Here is an 18,434-nt window from a genome sequence, read left to right as displayed (position 1 = left end):
GGCATAGCAGTTTTATCTGAAGTGCTCCATCGGTACGCTGTATCTCGGTTACGCGATTAAGGAAGCGGTTCATGACTAGCGGTCCACTCGTCAGTATTGTGACTCCCACCTTCAACAGGGCCGACTATCTGCGGGTAGCCATCGACAGCGTGTTGGCGCAGACGTACGCCAATTTCGAGCACCTGATCGTGGACGATGGTTCGACGGACGACACGGCGGGCGTCGTCGCTTCCTATGGTGATGAGCGCCTTCGGTATTTCCGTCAGGAGAACCAGGGGCAGAGCGTTGCGAGGAATGTTGGCATCGAGAACAGCCGCGGCGAGTTCATCTGTTTTCTGGACTCTGACAACGCCTGGATGCCTGACAAGCTGCGCCAGCAGCTCGAGGCCTTTGAAAGCCATCCGGAGGCCGGTGTCGTCTACGGTGACATCATCTCCATTGATGCGGAAGGCAATGAGTTCTCCAGGCGCAACATGCGGCGGCGCAGCGGCTGGATCACCGAGGCCCTGCTCGGTGATAACTTCGTGAGCATGAACACCACCATGACGCGCACTGAGCTATTGCGCCGGGTGGGCGGCTTCGACCCCGCCGACCGCTATGCGGAGGACTATGGCCTGTGGCTGCGTGTCTCACTCCATGCGCCCTTCGCCTACGTCCCCGAGTGCTGGGCCTACTACCGGATCATGGAAAACCAGATCTCCAGCGACAAGTTGACTCGCCTGGATGCAAACGAGTCCCTGATTCAGTCGTTCATCCAGGAGCACGCCGATCAACTGGATGCCCGGCAGGTGCGCGACGCACTATCCCGTTTTCACGAGCGCAAGGGGCGTCATGAGGCCAGCGGTGGCCGGCGACGGGGAGCCCTTGCGTCAGGCCTGCGCACTGTGCGCTATGCGCCCGGCCGAATGGGGGCGTGGCGGTCATTCCTGCGCATTCTGTTTGATGTGGCCCGTTAGTATGATGGGCATGCTTGGAGTTCCCTGCCGAATTCTGTGCCTTGTAACCGCGGCTGCGGGGCACTGATGCTTCGAAGCCTCCTCATGAGTACTGCGTCCAACGGTTCCCGCTTCGCCGTAACGACGATCATCACCCTGGTGATGACGCCGGTGTATATCCATGAACTGGGGAACTACGACTACGGCATCTGGGAAATCATGATGTCCGTGGTCGGCTACCTCGGCCTCCTGGATATGGGGTTGCGGCCGACCATCTCGCGCTTCACCGCCTACTTGAACAGGAGTGATGATCCCGCAGAACAGAGTGCGCTCTTTGCCACATCGCTTTGCATGATGGCGGCGGTGGGCTTGCTGATCAGCATGGCGCTACTGACCTGGTCGATGACCTTTCCGGGCGTGCTTGCTCCCGATAGTGATTCCGCAGGCCGTTACGCGACGCTGATCCAGATCTTCGCGGTTCACGTTGTTCTGTCGTTTCCCTATTTCTCGCTCGAGAGCACGTACGAGGGGCGGCTCTTCTATACAACCAAGAACAATATCTCCATTGGCCACTCGATTATCAGTGCAACCTTTCTCTACCACTATCTCCCGCAGTTCGATCCACTGCTGTTGCTGATTACGGTCAATGTTGTCGTGACCGCATCGAAGCTGGTGCTGCTCTTTGCCATCCTGCACGCACCTTCCTATGGCGCGTATCGATTCCATCCCGGGCACTTCAGCCCATCGATGATGTTCCGTATGCTCCGTTTCGGGGGCAAGGCCCTGGCGCAGGGAATCGCCGGACAAGTGTCAAAACGCGCAGACCCGCTCATCATCGGGGCCTTTCTTGGCCCGCAAAAGATCGTCTTTTTCAACCTCGGTTCCATGCTGCTGGACAGGGTCAAAGAATCGACGCAGATCATGGGTCATGCATTCATGCCCGCGTTTTCGACACTACATTCCGCAAGTGACCAGAAAACGATGGATCAGTATTTCCAGACTGGTACGAAGTACATTTATGGCCTCGCGGCGGCTTCCTGTGCGGGGCTGGCTGCAATAGGGGACATATTCATCAGTCTCTGGATCGGCCCGGAGTACGGCGAAGAGGCGCGCCCGATTATCTGGATCCTGGCGGCGACTGCACTGGTCGGGGGGGCGTTGCCGCTGCACAATCGCTTTCTCATGGCGCTTAACAGCCATGGGATACTGGCAATCATTTACTCAGCGCGAGCGGTGATCAACGTGGTTCTGACGCTGCTACTGATCGGGCCGTTTGGCCTTGTCGGGGTCGCATCCGCGACGCTCATCGCGCATCTCGTGACGGCACCATTCGTGTGGGCTGCGGTTTTCAGGCATTTGGCCATGTCTCCGACAACCTATGCCCGCTCCACTCTGTTGCCGATCCTTGTGTCAACAATGATGATGATGACCTGTGTCGTTGTCGCGCTGCAGCTCTTCCCAATGGATAGCTGGTACCAGCTTCTGGGAATCGTTGCTCTTGGTGTCGTTGTCTATGTTCCGCTTTTCGTCTTTGGTGTGCTCGATTCCGATGACCGACGCAACCTGAGCGGGGCCATCGGGAAGATCAGAAAGGCCTTTTGATCGTGATGATGCTTTCATGACTGAGAGTGAAGCGCCGCTATGGCAGCCCGCCCACTCATCAGTATCGTGACTCCGGCCTATAACTGGGCCTATTATCGCGTCATGGAAAACCAGATCTCCAGCGACAACCTGACCCGCCTGGATGCGAACGAGTCCCTGATTCAATCGTTTATTCACGAACACGCCGATCAACTGGATGCCCGGCAGGTGCGCGAAACGCTATCGCGCTTCTACGGCCGCAAGGGGCGTCATGAGGCTAGCGATGGCCGGCGCTGGATCGCTCTTGTCTCAGGGATGCGCTCTGTACGCTATGGTCCCGGGCTAAAAGAGGCGTGGCGGTCATTCCTGCGCATTCTGTTTGATATCGTCCGTGGAAACGGGGTAGAACCCGTGGGCTAATAGCAAAGAAGTTGTTTTATGCTAGCTTAATAAACTGAGCCTTCTGTGCGACAAGCAAAGGAACAGCATGTCCAATTCATCAGTAAGTGTGATCATCCCAACATTCAATCGCGCCGGCTACCTGGAACAGGCGCTGAAGAGTTTTCTTCAACAATCCATGGTGCCGGATGAGATTATCGTCGTAGATGACGGTTCTACGGACGGAACGCGTGACGTACTGGATAGGTGGTCATCGAACGTCGTTGTTCTGTATCAGGAAAACGCTGGTAGGCCCAGGGCATTGAATAACGCGTTGCAATACGCAACGGGGGATTATCTTTGGTTCTTCGACGATGATGATCTGCCATTCCAGGATGCGCTTGAGCGGCATATGGAAGCGCTTTCATCGGACCCCGGCGCCGGTTTTACGTACAGCCCCCCTTATATTTCCGATACAGACGAGCAAGGCCAGATAAAACCACGTCACGCTTCAAGGCTCCCGGAGTTTGAAAGGGATTACCACCTGCTTGAGGTGATGTTTCGCATCTTTTGTCTGCTACAGGGCTCGCTCTTTCGTGCAAGTGTGATTTCGGATATAGGCGAGTTCAGGGAAGACCTGATCCGTAATATGGACGTTGATTACGCCATCCGAGTAGCGAGGCGGTACCGAGGAGCGAGGATTGAAAATCCAACCTTCTATCTGCGTAAGCATGAGGGCGCTCGGGGAACAGCGAATCAGCGCTTCGATGTGCGTGATAAAGAACGTCATTGGTTCATGGCGGACCAGGTGATATATCCTCATTTCTATAAAGTCATGGACTTGGAGGAGTATGTCCCTGCCTCGGCGAAGAACGGTCTCAATCAGAAAGAATGTGAAAGCCTGGGCCGGCTGATACGCGCGAATATCATGGCGCGTCGAGGCCTGTGGCAATATGTGTACTCCGATCTTGAATCCCTGCCCAGCGACATTGGCCCCAGGGTACGTAACAGTCCGGCGCTGCGCTTTTGTTTAGCACACCCATGGATTCGTCCACATGGGGCTGCGGCACTTGCACGTGACAGGTCAACGATTCGAACGTTGCGACGTCTTTTTAAAGAAAAGTCGCTCGAAAGTATGGCGAGCCAGTGGGTAAGGTCGATGTATTACAGTTTGCGGAAGTCGTCGATTACACAATCACGAATAGCGTACGCCAGACTATTAATGGCCGTCTTGTCCCTGGTCAGTGTTCCGCGGGCGCTGCATTTGGGCCGGCGACGAGCCGCAGGTTTCTTTCGACCAACTTTCGGTCGTGCTTCGAGGCGCAGTGGCCGTTGAAAAGCGAATAATAGGGTCTGCTTGCTAAAGGTGATGAGGGTACCGGCGGCGGCCCTCCTACCTCTACCCAGCCACACCAAAGTGCTGCAGTTATCACCTGAACTCAGAAAAGGGAATTAAATCATGGCACTACGAAAGGTACTTCGTAATTTTTTCTTTTTAATAGCAAGAAAGTTAGGAGTTGTAGCTATTCCCGAATGGCGGTTAGACTCATATTTTCTTGCAATGAGGATCAGAAAAATAATCTCTGAGTATAAAATTGACTGCATTTTCGATGTTGGCGCAAATATTGGTCAATATCGCGATTTTCTGAGAACAAATGTAGGCTATGATGGTTTAATAATTTCCTTTGAACCAGATCCTCAAAATCTTGAAACACTTCATGAGGCGCAGAAAAAAGACAAACAATGGTTCGTTTATGACTACGCCCTTGGCAGGGATAGAAAACCGCTTGATTTCCATATAATGAAAAAAAGTGTTTTCAATTCATTTCTTGAGCCTGATAGTTCGGAGACAGAAAAATTTAAGAATAACTCAGTAATAAAGACAATAAGACTTGAAACAGTCAGGCTCGATGAAGTAATCGAAAATATAAAAAAGACACATACATTTAGAAATGTATTTTTAAAACTCGATACGCAGGGGTTTGATCTGGAAGTGTTCGATGGAGCATCTGGGTTACTTAATCTAATTCAGGGGGTTCAAACTGAAGTATCAGTCATGCCGATATATAAAAATATGCCAACTTTTGAGGATTCTCTCGAAGCATTCAAGTCAAAAGGCTTCGAAGTAAGCGGGTTATATTCGTTAAGTGAATCAAGATTTCCACACGCTATCGAGTTCGATTGCATTTATCTACCCAAGTGAGTGCGTTAATGGGCTACGGAACCTCTGTAAAAGTCCTCGAATTTGCAATAATTGCTCTAGATTGCTGAATTCAGGCCCAAAAGGTCATGAGTTACGCGCCCTTTGGCGCCGATCCCAGGCAGATAAAAAGCGATCCGCAATGAGTGCGAGGCGGCGCTTAAACGTGCGTTGGTGTCTTAGGGGATTACCCTCCACATCGTAGCCCCGCGTATACAGGTTACCTCGGAGGAATCTGCGAAAGAGCCTATAGCCGTGTGAAAGTAGGGACCGGATATAACGGTGCCGCAAAGAACGGGCGCACCAGTCGTTGTATCCGGTAAGAGCAGTGTTTTCAAAAAAGGCGATCCATTCGTCCTCGATGTCCCGAAAACTGACGGTTTCGCCGAGTTGCTCGGCGCGCAGACGTAAACGGTGGTACAAGCCAGGTGTTTCTTTGATAACCCTTATGTGATCCAGTAATTCTTCGGCATTGATGACGTGGATGAAATCGTCTTCTGATTGTCGGTAGTGATGGAAAGCGGGTTCAGAACCGACGAAGGCTAAACACCCAGCGCGCCAGGCGTTGAACAGTTTCGCAGGCGGCTTGCCGGCCAGGAAATAGGGCAGGCCGTCCCGGACGGCGATGACAGCGTCGATGTCCGAGTAATCGTGCCATTGCTCTCGTTCCTCCTGGATGACGAGCTCGACGCCCAGGGCCTGGAGTTGTTCGGTAAACTCCGGGGTGCGGAAGCAGGCTGCGAGGTTCTTTCTCGGTCCAAAGAAGCCAATGCGCTCAAACCTGTCGCCGCGTTCAGGATCTCGCGGGATCAGTGCCGGTTGTGGCCAGTGCGGGAGATAGTAAACACCCGGCGCGTCGACGACGGCAGGGCTCTGGACGACTTCCAGGTCCGAGACGAAGGTCCGCTCTCGATCTGCGCGAATGGCGACGTTAAAGGAGCGCCATAACCCGGGGGCATTGGCAATATCGTCTCGGTGAGCGATACAGAGTGCGCCGGGAACAAAATGATCAACTAGTTTTACCGGATAGCCACGGCGACGCAATCGCGTATAGGTACTGATAATCCAGGCATCCTGACCATTGCGGCAGCCAAGAAGCACTTGATCGAGCCCGTGGCGATCGATTTTCTGGTCCAGGTTCTGCCAGTCCGAAAGGCCTCGATGTACAAAGTATACGGGTTGCTCCCGCCATGGATTCTCAGTCATCCCCAACTCTATTCCTTGTTGCGCTCACAGTATCCGTTGCATGGACCTCATGCTGGGCAGCCGCTACCATGCCATTCGAGCTAAAGAGTGCCATCAAGATACGTTATCTGTGCGGTCGGTGCCAATGAATCCAGTCTTGATCAATGCCCCTGCTTGGATTGTCCGCCGTACGTAAACAAGGAAATGCGCTAATGAGACCTCTTGTTTCCATCGTCATGCCGGTATTCAACGTAGAGGATATCCTGCGGGAGTGTCTGGACTCCGTACTCGCGCAAACCTTTACCGATTTTGAGCTCATTTGCATTGATGATGGCTCCACGGATGCCTCGGGCGAGATTCTTGATGCCTACGCGGCTTCGGATCAGCGGATGCGTGTGGTGCATCAGGACAATCGGGGGCAGTATCCGACTCGCAATGTGGGTCTGGAGCTGGTACGCGGCAAGTATATGCTCTCCGTCGACTGTGACGACGTGGTGGCACCCGCATTCGTCGAGCGGCTTGTTCACCGTGCAGAGACGGATAGCGCCGATATTACCCTGGTGGGCTGGGACTACCTCAGTGGGCCTTATCGATCACCGGACGTCCGCCGCTGGAATCTCCGGAAGTGGCAGCGCGGGGAATACACCGACGGCTTCCCCATGGCTTTCGGTTATGTCTGGATGAAACTGTACCGCGTGGACTTTTTGCACCGGCATGGCCTTCGGTTCCGTGAAGAGTTCTACAGCAAGGCGGACGTAATCTTCCACTGGAAGACAATGTCCCTGGCGGAACAGGTAAGCGTGGTGCCGGAGCCCCTGTATCACTACCGCGTGCACGCGAACTCGGTGACCGGCACCATCGGGCCAAGGTTTATCCAGGTGATTCATGTCATGGAGGCGATAAGGGAGGATCTCCAAGAGTTGGGGGATCCCAAGGGGCTCCTGCGGGCATGGTATCCGTTTGCACTGGGGTTCATCCGTGGCGCTTACTTCCAGCTCGCCCCCGAGCACCGTCCTGCGATGGAGGAGGAGCTGAGGAAGTTCCTCCAGCGCCTCGGTGGGGAGGGGCGGGCGATACTGCGGCGGCCGGGGAGCGTTCCCCATGATGTGCGCTATTTCTACCGCGCCCTGGAGTCTCCTGGCAACGCCTTCTGGTTCGGGACGCTGTATGGCTGGCGCAAGGCGTTGGCCCAGGCGTTGCGCCGTGTGCTTCTGCCGCGCCCGGTTCGCCGGCGCCTGCTCTCCGTAGCGCGGGCGCAGTCCTACAACCTCTCAACTTCCTCTATTCACGACCTCAGGGATTCTGTTGATGAGCTCAACGAGACGGTGGATCGTCTGGCGGCGGAGAATTATCGGCTGCGCCAGGCTGCTGGGGAGCAATCCGTTGAGAGCGTAGCGTCTCGTTAGCGGGTTACCAGGGCAGTTCCCGGTCGAGAAGATGGGCCAGTCGCTGGTTGTGGGGTGCGTAGTAGCGACGCAGCTCTTCCATTTCGTCCTCGGATACCGAAATGTCCCAGAATCCGCTTTGCTTGACCCACTCGGGAACGTACTCGCGGGCCAGACGCTGCAGCCGGCCCGGAAGCCGGGACAGGCGGTAATCAAAGGGGGATCGGCGCTTGTTGTAGCGCGCGTCCATATGTTCCGGCTGGAAGCTGTCGTCAACACCGATGTGGCGGAAAACCCCGTAGAGCGTGTCCAGGCGTGCATCGCCGGTGAGATCGTCCTCGTAGATCAGGATCTGGAAACGCTCCCGTGGGAAATACCTGAACCACCGTTCCAGGTTTTCAGCGTAGTGGCCCATGGAGAGAATTCCCCACTGGTCACCCACCTCGCTGATGCGTCGGTTGGGGCTGACTCGGTTGGCGCCGATGTGGTGGAAGTACGAGGAGACAGCACGGCTCACCGGATCCCGCAGGATGGCGATGAGCTGGACGTCCGGAAAATGCTGGGCCACGCGGGCGGGAACATTCGGTGTTGCCTCGAACCCGCGCGCTTCGCTGTGCGCTTCCCGCACCCAGAGGTAATCCGGTGTGAACTCGCCAACCGCCCTGGTTCGTTCATCGCCCTGGAAGTGAGCCAGGTACCAGTCGAGGCCCTTTTGGTAATGGCGATTGAAAAAGTGCGGCTCTTTGGGGTTCGCACAGCAGACCTCTGGGTGCTGTTCTACCATGCGGTAGAGCCACGATGTGCCGGCCTTCTGTATGCCGATGCACAGGAATGTCGGTTGCGCGCCTGAATTCATGTTGTCGCTTTGGTTTGAATGGTTTGATGACCTTCAACGATGCCTGCGATTGGCCTGAGTTTCCAGTTGGTTTGAGAGGCCATTATCCATTGAAACGGTCTTCGTGCCAGCTCTCCAGAGCTGGAATCGTAACACGGCCCCTCAACGGTAACCAGCGTGCCGTCCCTCCCAACACTGCGGAACATCTTCTTTCGAGAGACTCTCCTGCAAGCTCATCGCGGCAGTATCATGGTCCTCGCTCCCGGGTGGTGCGTCGTCTGCGCAAAGCTTCCGAAATGCATTTCGCAGCAAGCGCTTAGTTTGGAAAGATGAGATGAGGCGTTATCAAGAGAATGATACTGTGGTTCGTGAAATAGTCAGGGAAGTAGAGTGCCTAGTGGAGATGACCCATGAGCGGTGACCGTCAGGGCGGTGAAAGGCCTCTTGTCAGCCTTATCCTGGTCACGGCAAACAGGGCGGAATGGCTGGACGACGTACTGGATGCCATTCAAGCCCAACAGGAAGACCTTTGGGAGCTGATAGCGGTGGACTGCGGCTCCGAGGACGGTACATTTGAGGTGCTTGAAGGGCGCGCTACTGGTGATTCCCGTTTCCGGGTACAGTCCATTGACGAGACGGATAAAGCCATTGGGCGGCGCCAGGCGCTCAGTAAGGCCAGGGGGCAGTACCTGGCATTTCCAGACCCCAACAGTCTCTGGTCTCCTGAGTTTCTGACCCAGCTTCGCAAGAAGCTCGACCAGAGCCCTGAAAAGACGGGAATAACCTGTGCGCCATCGGATGTACTTGGAAGCGGGGACGAGGTACGTTGGACGTTTCCGGGAGATCTCCGATACCAAACCATGGTCCAGGATCTGTTCGAGAAGCCCCAGCTTGTGCTTTCGGCGTTAATGGTCCGCCGTAATGTCTTAAAGCCTTTGGAAAAAACCGGGATGCGGTTCTGGTTAGCTAACGACCATGCGTTGTTGATCTGGCTGACGTTCAAAACAGCCCTTGAGCCGTGTGGGGGGACATCACTGGTGAATATCCGGCCCATTCAAGGTCAATGTCCGGCCTATCTTGACCCTGTTTCTGAAGCTCGGGGAGAGGCTCTGGAATATGCCCTGGAAAACCTTCCCAGAGTGGTCCCATCCCGCTTTGCCCGCCGCTGTCTGGCCGGTTTTTACAGGAGACGCTCAGTTTCCCTCGTTGTGAATGGAGGCACGGGGGATGCCTTGGGTTGTGCTTTACGGGCATTAATGTACCGCCCTCTGTGGCCCCGCGCATGGAAGCAGCTTCTGTCTATTGTTGTGAAAGGCCACTGAGCGCAGAATCCGGTTAACAATTACCCACAGGGAATGACGCACATGGAGGGTACCCCAAGCAGCTCCGGCCGCTTGAATCGTTTGGCCCCGGCGCTGATGCTTCTGGCACTGCTTGGCAGCACGGCCGGCTCCTGGTGGCTGACCATGGACCGCTGGATGAAGCTCGACGAATCCTATTCCCATGGGTTCCTTCTTCTGGCGGTTTCCCTGTTCCTTACGTGGCAGGCGTGGCGCCGGGAACGCCCTGTAGTGGGCTTTTATCCACTCTGGCTGGTTCCCTTCGTTCTGGGGCTGGCGGGGTACGCAATAGGGGATCTGCTCGGGGTTCAGGCACTGCGTCAGCTTGCGCTCGTCCCGCTGATACTCGTGGGCCTGGCCGTTCTCTGGGGCTGGCGTCAGCTTGTGCCTTTCCTGATCCCCATAGGCGTTCTGTTCTTTGCGATGCCGGTCTGGGATTTCATCAGCTGGCCGCTGCAGCTCATGACGACCTCCGTGAACCAGCTTCTTCTTGGTGCCTACGGGGTCGATTTTGAGGTGGAAGGGGTTTTTGTCTACCTCATCGGTATTGGTGCCTTCGAGATTGCCAATGGCTGCTCCGGGCTGCGGTATCTGCTGGTGGGGATGACCCTGAGCGCGCTTTACGGCCACCTGAACCTCCAGCGCTGGTCCAGCCGCATTCTGCTCCTGGTTGTTGGCGTTGCCTTTTCGTTGATGGCGAACTGGATCCGCGTATTCATCATCATCCTGGCTGGCTATCTGACGGATATGGAAACCAGCCTGATTCAGGATCATGACGCCTTCGGCTGGTGGGTGTTTGCCGGCACGCTGGTGCCGCTGTTCCTGATCGCGCGCCTGATTGAGGGCAGGCCGGGTGAGCGCGAGGCCCAGGTTGACGACGGTGATTGCGCTCCGGCCCAGCCGCTTCGCCGGCACAGTGATCGTTGGGCCATGGGCGTTACCGTGGCGCTGCCCCTGGTCATGGTGCTGTTCTTCTCCAGCAGCCAGGCCCAGGTTGAGACGCGGATGCAGACCTATTCGCTGGACCCGCTATCCTCGGAGAGCTGGGCCCCTCTGTTCCAGCGGCAACTGGCCGATTGGCGCCCACATATGAAGGGGACGGATCGCTCTCTGGAGAAAACCTTCTTCCGTAAGGACAGCGGGGAGCCGGGGGAAGACCGTGTGACGGGGTTTGTGGGGCTCTACACCTACAAGCCCCAGCGGGGTGGGCATGAAGCAGTGATGTACGGGAATCGGCTGTATGATCGGGGAAACTGGCTTCCGGAGAAAACCTTCAGTGTGGATGCCGGCGACGGCATTCAATGGCAGGGCCTGACCCTCAGGCGTCGTGGCACCGATGAGCAGTACCTGCACTTGGCCTACAGCTATTACGTGGAGAGCTTCTGGGAAACCGACGAGATCCGCGCCAAGCTGGCGCAACTGCTCGGTACCTTCAATGCCCGTTCGGACGGGTCACTGATGGTTGTGGGGATTCACTGCGGTGAGTGCGATGGTCAGGCTACGGTTTCCGAAATGGCTGCAGAAGTGCGGCCTGAACTCCGGCAAGCCGTCGACGGATTCGCAAGCGAGTAGCTCGATTTTATCGATGCCGAATATCCGGCTGTTTGCTGCCTCTATCCGTTTTATTGACAAAAACTCAGACCCAAGCAATAACCCCCCTCTCGCTAACCGCCTGCAGTCGAAGGCCTCCATCCATCACTGCAATCCCTTTGCCCGCGTAGTTAAGAATGGGCCGATGGCCATTCCAATCCCAACCCCACTCCTTGTTCGTATAATGGGGAACCAAACCGGATCAGAGAGACGAGCATGAGGCGCAGGAATTTCATTACAGCTCTTCTCGGGGGCGCAGTGATGGCTCATTTTCCAGCCACATGGGCCTCAACACGTGACGTCCGCTATTTCCATGATATGGCCGTGCCGGGTGACCAGCGTGACTCGTTGGCCCGGGAAGCAGGGTGGTGGCGGGGAAAAGTATCGGAAGACGCCTGGCGGATCTTGTTCGAAGAGGCAACGGAGCCGGCTGGCTCAAGCCCACTGAATGGGGAGGACCGCAAGGGCACCTTCGTCTGCGCGGCCTGTTATCTGCCGCTGTTCAGCTCCGACACCAAGTACGAATCCGGCACCGGCTGGCCGAGCTTCTGGGCTGCATACGAGAAACACATGGATACCAAGACGGACTACAAGGCCTTCTGGCCCCGGACGGAGTATCACTGCGTCCGTTGTGGTGGCCACCAGGGGCACATTTTTGATGACGGCCCGGATCCGACCGGAAAACGCTGGTGTAACAACGGTCTGGCGCTTAGATTTGTACCGGAAGGTGAAGCGCTTCCGGCCTTGAGGGGGTGATGACAATGCGGATTCTGATCCCGCTGTTGTTCTCGTTGACGGTTATGGCGGGCCATGCCCAAGACCAGGACGGAACCAGAACGGCGGTATTTGCCGGGGGCTGTTTCTGGTGCATGGAGCCGCCCTACGACAAGCTCGACGGCGTTACGGACACCACTAGCGGCTATGCCGGGGGTGAGCTTCAGGATCCCACCTATGAAGAGGTGAGTTCCGGGAAGACGGAGCACCTGGAAGTGGTCCGGGTGCGATACAACCCGGATGAGGTCACCTATGAAAGGCTGCTGGAGGTGTTCTGGCGCAATATCGACCCCCTGGATGATGGCGGGCAGTTCTGTGATCGGGGTTACCAGTACACCACGGCAATCTTTACCCAGTCTGGGGCTCAGCGGGAGACGGCCGAAGCCTCAAAGCAGGCACTGGTTGAGTCAGGGCGGTTTGAGCAGGAGATCGTGACGCCCGTGAGGGAACTGGAAGCCTTCTATCCGGCCGAGGACTACCACCAGAACTATTACGACAAGAACCCCGTCCGCTACTGGTATTATCGCACGAGCTGCGGGCGTGATTCCCGGCTCGAGGAACTCTGGAGCGAGGGCTAGACGCCCCTGAGATCCTGTATGAGGGCGCGCACCGTGTGCCAGCGGTTGACCAGCAGCGCTGCGAGGATCAACGCGCAGCCGGCGACCTGCTGCAGTACCATGGTTTCGCCGAACCATCCCGCCGCAAAAAGCGCAACCCAGACCGGTTCCATGGAAAGGATTACAACTCCGTGGCTGTGTGCGGCCAGGCTCTGGGCCCAGGTCTGCACGAAGAACCGGGCCGCAGTTCCCACAATGGCACTGAGCACGATCCAGAGCACCAGATTGCTGCCGAAGTCACTGAACGTCGGTTGCCAGGGTTCCAGCAGTAGTGAGAGCACCAGGGTGACGATGCCCACCATGGTCAGCCCGATCGTGGTCAGCGGGAAGACGGGCAGGGCGGCTCGGTGTGACCGGCGGCCCGCGGGGTTGCTGTTGGCGGCCCTGGAATTGAGCGTGAAATAGAAGGCGAGGATGACGGCGGCGAGCAGGAAAAACAGCTGGCCCGCTTCCGGATCGAACCCGTCATTGAGCGAGAGCAGGCCAAGGCCTGCCATGGCCACCGGGAGGGCCAGCCAAGTGGTGATGGGCTGTTCTTCGGCGAACACGAGTCGCGCAATGATGGGCACGAAGACCACGTTCAGACTGATGATGAAGGCGCCTTCGCCGATGTGGCTGGTCAGGTGCAGACCGGTCACCCAGCAGCTCATGCCGGCACCAAAGACCACCCCCACGCGCGCGGCCCGGAGGAACTGCTCACGGGTCAGGCCTGCAAGCTGCTGCCAGCCGAAAGCGGCCAGAACACCACCGGCGAGCAGGAATCGCAGAGACAGGAACAGCAGCGGCGGCATGGCGAGCACGGCTTCGCGCGAGAACATCCAGCTGATGGCGGCCAGCAGTGCCGCTGCAACAAACAGCAGGTCGGATTTGGCGGTATTCGAAACGGGCAAAACAGCGGCCACTTCACAGTGTAAATGGAGTGCGGACTTTACCCCCTGAGAACCCTCGACCACAATACAGAAAGATACCGACAGGAGACTTTTCAGGATGAACGAGCGCCGTCGTGAGCAGCGACTGCCATGGGTATCCATGGATGCCAGGATCAAGGTCCGGAAGGGGCTTATTGGGTCCGCATGGGTTGACGTCGAGGTTGTGGACTACAACCGGCTTGGCATTGGGATCATTGCGGCGGATGATCTGCTCAAACCGGACAGCAGGGTACAGGTCAGCCTGCGTCTGAATACGGAAGTGGGCGAGATCACTGTAGACCAGGTGGCGGCCAGTGTTCGCCACTCCCAGACGGATGAGCACGGCTATTTCTTTGGGCTGGAGTTTGAGAAAGAGCCTTCCGAGGGCGTGCGTGAATCACTGCAGCGCATCGAGGGGATTCTGAACCGCCATCAGGGGCTGGCGGAAAAAGTGCAGTAACCCGTTTCCGGGGCTCAGGCCTTGAGTTCCCGCTCGCTCTCGTCGCTGAAGTAGCGATAGAGTTCGTCGAAACTCATGGGCGGGGCGTAGCGGTAGCCCTGTACCAGTGAGCACCCGTGCATGCGCAGGAAGTACTCCTGCTGTTCCGTTTCCACGCCTTCTGCCACCACCTGCTTTTCCATCTGCTGGGCAATGCCGATGATGGCGGTGGCGATGTCCGTATTGGGGCCATCTTCCGGGATTTCCTTCACAAAGGTCTGGCCAATCTTGAGCATATCCACAGGCAGCGATCGCAGCTGCTGAAGGCTGCTGTACCCTGTTCCGAAGTCATCAAGGGTGATGGTGGCGCCGGTCCTCCGGATACGCGCAAGCTGACCCCGCGCCACCTCTGGTTCTTCCGACAGCATGCCCTCATGGATGTCGATCTCCAGAAAGCGCGGCTCCAGGCCGGAGGTGCGCAGGGCAAAGTCGATCACGTTCTCCAGCCCCGGATCCCGGAACTGGCGGGCGGAGATATTGACGGCCACGCGCACGCCACGGCCCAGCAACTGGTGCAGCAGCTTGATCTGCATGCAGGCCTGCTGCAGCACCCAGTTGCCCAGGGGCATGATCAGGCCCGTCTCCTCGGCGACCGGTATGAACTCATCGGGCAGTATCTCGCCCCGCTCCGGGTGCTGCCAGCGTATCAGGGCCTCCATCGCGGTGATGTCGCCCGTGTTGAGATCAACCTGCGGCTGGAACAGCAGGAAGAATTCTTCGCGCCGGAGCCCGTGGCGCAGCTCGCGCTCCAGCGTCATCAGCTGCTCGGCGCGATCATTCAGGCTCTCGGTATAGAAATCGTACTGGTCACGGCCCTTGTCCTTGGCGCGGTACAGGGCGAGGTCGGCGTTTTTCATCAGCGTCTCGGGTGATTCACCGTCGGCCGGCGCCGTGGTGATACCGATACTGGTCGAGATAAGTACTTCCTGGCCCTTGAGCCGGATCGGTGCCTTGAGGCTGGCCTGGATGTTCTCGGCGATCATGGTCAGATCCTTGGTATCCGAGACATCGTGCAGGAGTATGGTGAATTCGTCGCCGCCCAGGCGCGCGACCGTATCCTGGGCCCGCACACAGGACTTAAGGCGGTCGGCCACTGTCAGGAGCAGCATGTCCCCGGCATCGTGGCCCAGGTTGTCATTGACCTGTTTGAACTGGTCGAGATCCAGAAAGAGCAGGGCGATCTGGTTCTGGCGACGGACAACGCTCTGCAGCGCCTGCTCCAGACGGTCCTGGAACAGGCGCCGGTTTGCCAGGTTGGTCAGGCTGTCGAAGAGTGCCAGCTGTTCCATGCGTTCATGGGCCAGCTTGAGCTCTGTGATGTCCACTGCGGAGACGATGTAGTTGGCGGGTTTGCCGTCATCATCAAGTACGGAGGAGGTGGTCACCGCGGTCCACAGCGGTGTGCTGCCATTGGTGCGGCACAGCAGTTCGCCCTTCCAGTGCGGCTGGAGGCAGTCCAGGAAGTTGGTCAGAACCCCGGTTTCAGTGCCGGCGAGGTTCACCGTGGCACTGAGGATAGCTACCGAGTGGCCAAGGACCTCGTCCCTGGAGAAGGCGGTGAGCTGGCAGAAACGGTCGTTGACGAACTCGATGTGGCCCTGGGCATCCGTGATCAGGATCATGGCGCCGCTGTTCATGACGGCGCTGGAAAACTTGGTCAGCGTGGTTTCACGTTCGACCTGCTCCCTGCGTGAACGTGCGAGCCGGAAGCTGAGCACAACCGTGGCCGCAATCAGGGCTACGGTGACCACGACGGCCGTTACCGTCGCGGCCAGAGTCAGCCAGACTGGAAGTGTTCCCAGTGCCATCAGCGCCATCCTTTGTTATTTCCTTGTGCGGATGCTTCAGCTTCCACACTAGACAAGATCCTTTCTATCGTAGGGAATTACGTCACACTTGGCTTGGCATATACGAAGATTTTACGTGTTAACGCACGTTAATGGGTGTATCCAAAGGTAACGTTTGCCCTGGTAGGAAGGAAACCGGGGCCATGACTGGCCCCGAGCGCAGGTGCTGGTGATTACAGCAGCTTTTTCGCTTCCGCCTGCCAGTTGGGAAAGCTCTTGAGCTTGCGGAACTCTTCGAGCTTCTTGCTGTCATCCTCGGAGGGATTGGCCAGCTGGCTGATGGAGGTGATGCCCTTGGCCTGCATCTTCTTCGCAGTAGCCGGCCCGATGCCCTTGATCTGAGTCAGATCATTCTTGCCGGCCGTGCTGGACTTTGCGGCTTTGCCGGAACCAGAGCCCGCCTTGGAAGCGCTGCTGCTGGAGCTGCTTTTGCCCGCAGACTGCTTCTTGCTGGCCGTGGACTGGCTTGCGGCCTTCGGCTTGGCGCCACCCGATGCACCGGATTTCTGGTTATCGGAGGGCTTGTCGCTGAAGCCGGCCCGTTCCATAAGCTGTTCACGCAGGTCATTCACCTGATTCTGCAGGGTATCGATCCGCTTGAGCGCATCGTTGACCAGCTGTTCCACACGCTCGACCAGCGAACTGATGCCGAGTTTCTTTTTCTTGCCCATCGGTATTTCTCCCTGAATATGCCTGTGAGTCAGAGCCCTTAAAGCTCGATCAGTCTAACATTTCACCAGCGTGGGTCACCCCCGCCATTTGAGTTCGTAGAGATCCGGCCGACGATCCTTGAGATTGGTTACGGACCCCTCCGCCCGGATCACCTTCAGCTTGTCCAGATCCAGGTCCGAGAACATGATCATCTCGGTATTCGGTGTGGACTCGGACATCACCGCATCATGGGGGAAGGCGAAGTCACTGGGCGAGAACACCGAGGACTGGGCGTACTGCACGTCCAGGCTTTCCACCCGGGGAAGGTTGCCCACGCTGCCGGTGATGACCACGTAGCATTCGTTCTCCACGGCCCGGGCCTGGGCACAGTTGCGCACGCGCAGGTAGCTGTTCTTGGTGTCCGTCCAGAAGGGCACGAAGATGATGTCCACGCCGCCTTCCTGGGTCGCGGCGATGCGGCTGAGCTCCGGGAATTCCACGTCGTAGCAGATCTGGATCATGACGCGGCCGGCGTCGGTGTCGAACACGCCCAGCTCGTTACCACCTTCGATCACCCAGTCACGGCGTTCGTGGGGCGTGATGTGGATCTTGCGCTGTTCATCGATCCGGCCATCCCTGTGGCACAGGTAGGAGACGTTGTAGATGCGGTCGTCCTCAAACAGCGGCATGGAGCCCGCAACAATGTTGATGTTGTAGCTTACCGCCATCTGTGACATTTCATCCCGGAACTTCTCGGTGAAGGCGGCCAGGAAGCGGATGGCCTTGGTCTGGTCGGTCTGGTCCGTCAGGCCCATGAGCGAGGCGTTGAAGAATTCCGGGAAGACGGCGAAGTCACTCTTGTAGTCGGACAGCGCGTCCACGAAGTACTCCACCTGGCGCAGCACCTCGTCCACGGAGTTGAATTCCCGCATCTGCCACTGCACCGCGCCCAGGCGCACCTGGCTCTTGCGGCTCTCGAGCACCGAGGAGGGCGGCTCGAACATGATGTTATTCCACTCGAGGAGCGTCGCGTAACCCTTTGATTTCTCGTCTTCGGGAATGTACTTGTGCAGCAGGCGCTTGACCTGGAAATCGTTCGAGAGCTGGAACGACAGGATCGGGTCGTAGATTTCCTTACGGTGGACCTGCTTGATGTATTCCGCCGGGTTCATCTCATCCGCGTACTGGCGATAGCCGGGGATGCGCCCGCCGGCGAGGATGGCGCGCATGTTGAGGCTGCGGCACAGCTCCTTGCGTGCATCATAGAGGCGGCGCCCCAGACGGTAGCCGCGGTAGTCCGGATGAATGAACACATCCAGCCCGTAGAGGGTGTCGCCCTCGGGGTTGTAGAGGATGCGGTCATTCTTCATGACCAGGTCGTCGTAGGTGTGCGGGTTGGAGAAGCGCTGGTAATCCACGCGCGCTGTGAGCGCCACCGCCACCAGCTTGCCGTTGTCCTCGATGCAGATCTGGCCGTCCGGGAATTTCTCGATCATGTGCTTGATGGTGTCCCTTGGCCAGGCTCCACCGATGTCGTCGTAGACCCTATCCATGAGCTCACGCAGCTGCGGGTAGTCACGCAGCTCCAGGTTGCGCGTCTGGAGGTGGAGTTCATCATGGGCCATCAAGCTGGTTCTCCTTACTCGGTGAGTCGGTATATGCACGCAGGCCATCATAACTCAGGTTCAAGCTCAGGCGATGGCTGCCGT

General features: G+C 57.4%; 17 protein-coding genes. 11 read left to right on the top strand and 6 right to left on the bottom strand.

Annotation, left to right across the window (positions count from 1 at the left end):
• The first annotated feature begins 71 nt into the window (after window positions 1–71).
• The 5 genes from H4I92_RS15525 to H4I92_RS15505 all read left to right on the top strand — a co-directional run bounded on the left by H4I92_RS15525 (window position 72) and on the right by H4I92_RS15505 (window position 5,097).
• Entirely contained in the window at window positions 72–956 is an 885-nt protein-coding gene (locus H4I92_RS15525; RefSeq protein ID WP_077531435.1) for a glycosyltransferase, read from the top strand.
• 84 nt (window positions 957–1,040) lie between these two features.
• Window positions 1,041–2,537 carry a lipopolysaccharide biosynthesis protein gene (locus tag H4I92_RS15520; RefSeq protein WP_179105739.1) on the top strand — a complete coding sequence of 499 codons (1,497 nt, stop codon included), beginning with the start codon at window positions 1,041–1,043 and terminating at the stop codon, window positions 2,535–2,537.
• A gap of 39 nt (window positions 2,538–2,576) precedes the next feature.
• Window positions 2,577–2,936, top strand: coding sequence for a hypothetical protein (locus tag H4I92_RS15515; protein WP_077531433.1), 360 nt, complete (start codon window positions 2,577–2,579; stop codon window positions 2,934–2,936).
• Window positions 2,937–3,003: 67 nt separating this feature from the next.
• Entirely contained in the window at window positions 3,004–4,230 is a 1,227-nt protein-coding gene (locus tag H4I92_RS15510) for a glycosyltransferase family 2 protein (RefSeq protein WP_077531432.1), read from the top strand.
• Between the two features lie 123 nt (window positions 4,231–4,353).
• Window positions 4,354–5,097: an FkbM family methyltransferase gene (locus tag H4I92_RS15505; protein ID WP_077531431.1), complete on the top strand. Its 744-nt coding sequence runs from the start codon at window positions 4,354–4,356 to the stop codon at window positions 5,095–5,097.
• Between the two features lie 84 nt (window positions 5,098–5,181).
• On the opposite strand, the gene H4I92_RS15500 is transcribed toward H4I92_RS15505, so the two are convergent.
• Window positions 5,182–6,300, bottom strand: a complete 1,119-nt coding sequence (locus tag H4I92_RS15500) for a hypothetical protein (protein ID WP_077531430.1) — start codon at window positions 6,298–6,300, stop codon at window positions 5,182–5,184.
• Between the two features lie 191 nt (window positions 6,301–6,491).
• Between H4I92_RS15500 and H4I92_RS15495 the strand changes: the two genes are divergently transcribed.
• Window positions 6,492–7,685 carry a glycosyltransferase family 2 protein gene (locus H4I92_RS15495; protein WP_179105738.1) on the top strand — a complete coding sequence of 398 codons (1,194 nt, stop codon included), beginning with the start codon at window positions 6,492–6,494 and terminating at the stop codon, window positions 7,683–7,685.
• 4 nt (window positions 7,686–7,689) lie between these two features.
• On the opposite strand, the gene H4I92_RS15490 is transcribed toward H4I92_RS15495, so the two are convergent.
• Window positions 7,690–8,520: a sulfotransferase domain-containing protein gene (locus H4I92_RS15490; protein ID WP_077531428.1), complete on the bottom strand. Its 831-nt coding sequence runs from the start codon at window positions 8,518–8,520 to the stop codon at window positions 7,690–7,692.
• 389 nt (window positions 8,521–8,909) lie between these two features.
• Between H4I92_RS15490 and H4I92_RS15485 the strand changes: the two genes are divergently transcribed.
• From H4I92_RS15485 to msrA, 4 genes are all read left to right on the top strand, one after another.
• Entirely contained in the window at window positions 8,910–9,821 is a 912-nt protein-coding gene (locus H4I92_RS15485) for a glycosyltransferase family 2 protein (RefSeq protein ID WP_077531427.1), read from the top strand.
• 42 nt (window positions 9,822–9,863) lie between these two features.
• The gene (locus tag H4I92_RS15480) at window positions 9,864–11,411 is read left to right on the top strand and encodes an exosortase/archaeosortase family protein (RefSeq protein WP_179105737.1); all 1,548 of its coding nucleotides are present in this window, start codon (window positions 9,864–9,866) and stop codon (window positions 11,409–11,411) included.
• A gap of 279 nt (window positions 11,412–11,690) precedes the next feature.
• Entirely contained in the window at window positions 11,691–12,185 is a 495-nt protein-coding gene (gene msrB, locus H4I92_RS15475; protein ID WP_245800948.1) for a peptide-methionine (R)-S-oxide reductase MsrB, read from the top strand.
• A gap of 5 nt (window positions 12,186–12,190) precedes the next feature.
• Window positions 12,191–12,781, top strand: a complete 591-nt coding sequence (gene msrA / locus H4I92_RS15470) for a peptide-methionine (S)-S-oxide reductase MsrA (RefSeq protein WP_245800946.1) — start codon at window positions 12,191–12,193, stop codon at window positions 12,779–12,781.
• Here msrA and H4I92_RS15465 read toward each other — a convergent pair.
• Window positions 12,778–13,710 carry a DMT family transporter gene (locus H4I92_RS15465; RefSeq protein WP_245800945.1) on the bottom strand — a complete coding sequence of 311 codons (933 nt, stop codon included), beginning with the start codon at window positions 13,708–13,710 and terminating at the stop codon, window positions 12,778–12,780. The two genes, msrA and H4I92_RS15465, sit on opposite strands and share 4 nt — an antisense overlap.
• 97 nt (window positions 13,711–13,807) lie before the next feature.
• Between H4I92_RS15465 and H4I92_RS15460 the strand changes: the two genes are divergently transcribed.
• Window positions 13,808–14,188 (top strand): PilZ domain-containing protein, encoded by a 381-nt coding sequence (locus tag H4I92_RS15460; protein WP_077531804.1) that lies wholly within the window; start codon window positions 13,808–13,810, stop codon window positions 14,186–14,188.
• 14 nt (window positions 14,189–14,202) lie between these two features.
• On the opposite strand, the gene H4I92_RS15455 is transcribed toward H4I92_RS15460, so the two are convergent.
• The 3 genes from H4I92_RS15455 to H4I92_RS15445 all read right to left on the bottom strand — a co-directional run bounded on the left by H4I92_RS15455 (window position 14,203) and on the right by H4I92_RS15445 (window position 18,350).
• A complete protein-coding gene (locus tag H4I92_RS15455; protein WP_179105736.1) occupies window positions 14,203–16,035 on the bottom strand; it encodes a putative bifunctional diguanylate cyclase/phosphodiesterase in 1,833 nt (610 codons plus the stop codon).
• 212 nt (window positions 16,036–16,247) lie between these two features.
• Window positions 16,248–16,745, bottom strand: coding sequence for a helix-hairpin-helix domain-containing protein (locus tag H4I92_RS15450; protein ID WP_077531421.1), 498 nt, complete (start codon window positions 16,743–16,745; stop codon window positions 16,248–16,250).
• 75 nt (window positions 16,746–16,820) lie between these two features.
• Window positions 16,821–18,350: a bifunctional GNAT family N-acetyltransferase/carbon-nitrogen hydrolase family protein gene (locus tag H4I92_RS15445; RefSeq protein ID WP_077531420.1), complete on the bottom strand. Its 1,530-nt coding sequence runs from the start codon at window positions 18,348–18,350 to the stop codon at window positions 16,821–16,823.
• Window positions 18,351–18,434: the final 84 nt, after the last annotated feature.

Source organism: Vreelandella halophila (assembly GCF_019903425.1).
Taxonomy (GTDB): domain Bacteria; phylum Pseudomonadota; class Gammaproteobacteria; order Pseudomonadales; family Oleiphilaceae; genus Halospina; species Halospina halophila.
Note: the sequence above shows the minus strand (reverse complement) of the source record. Positions and strands in the feature narration are given on the sequence as shown.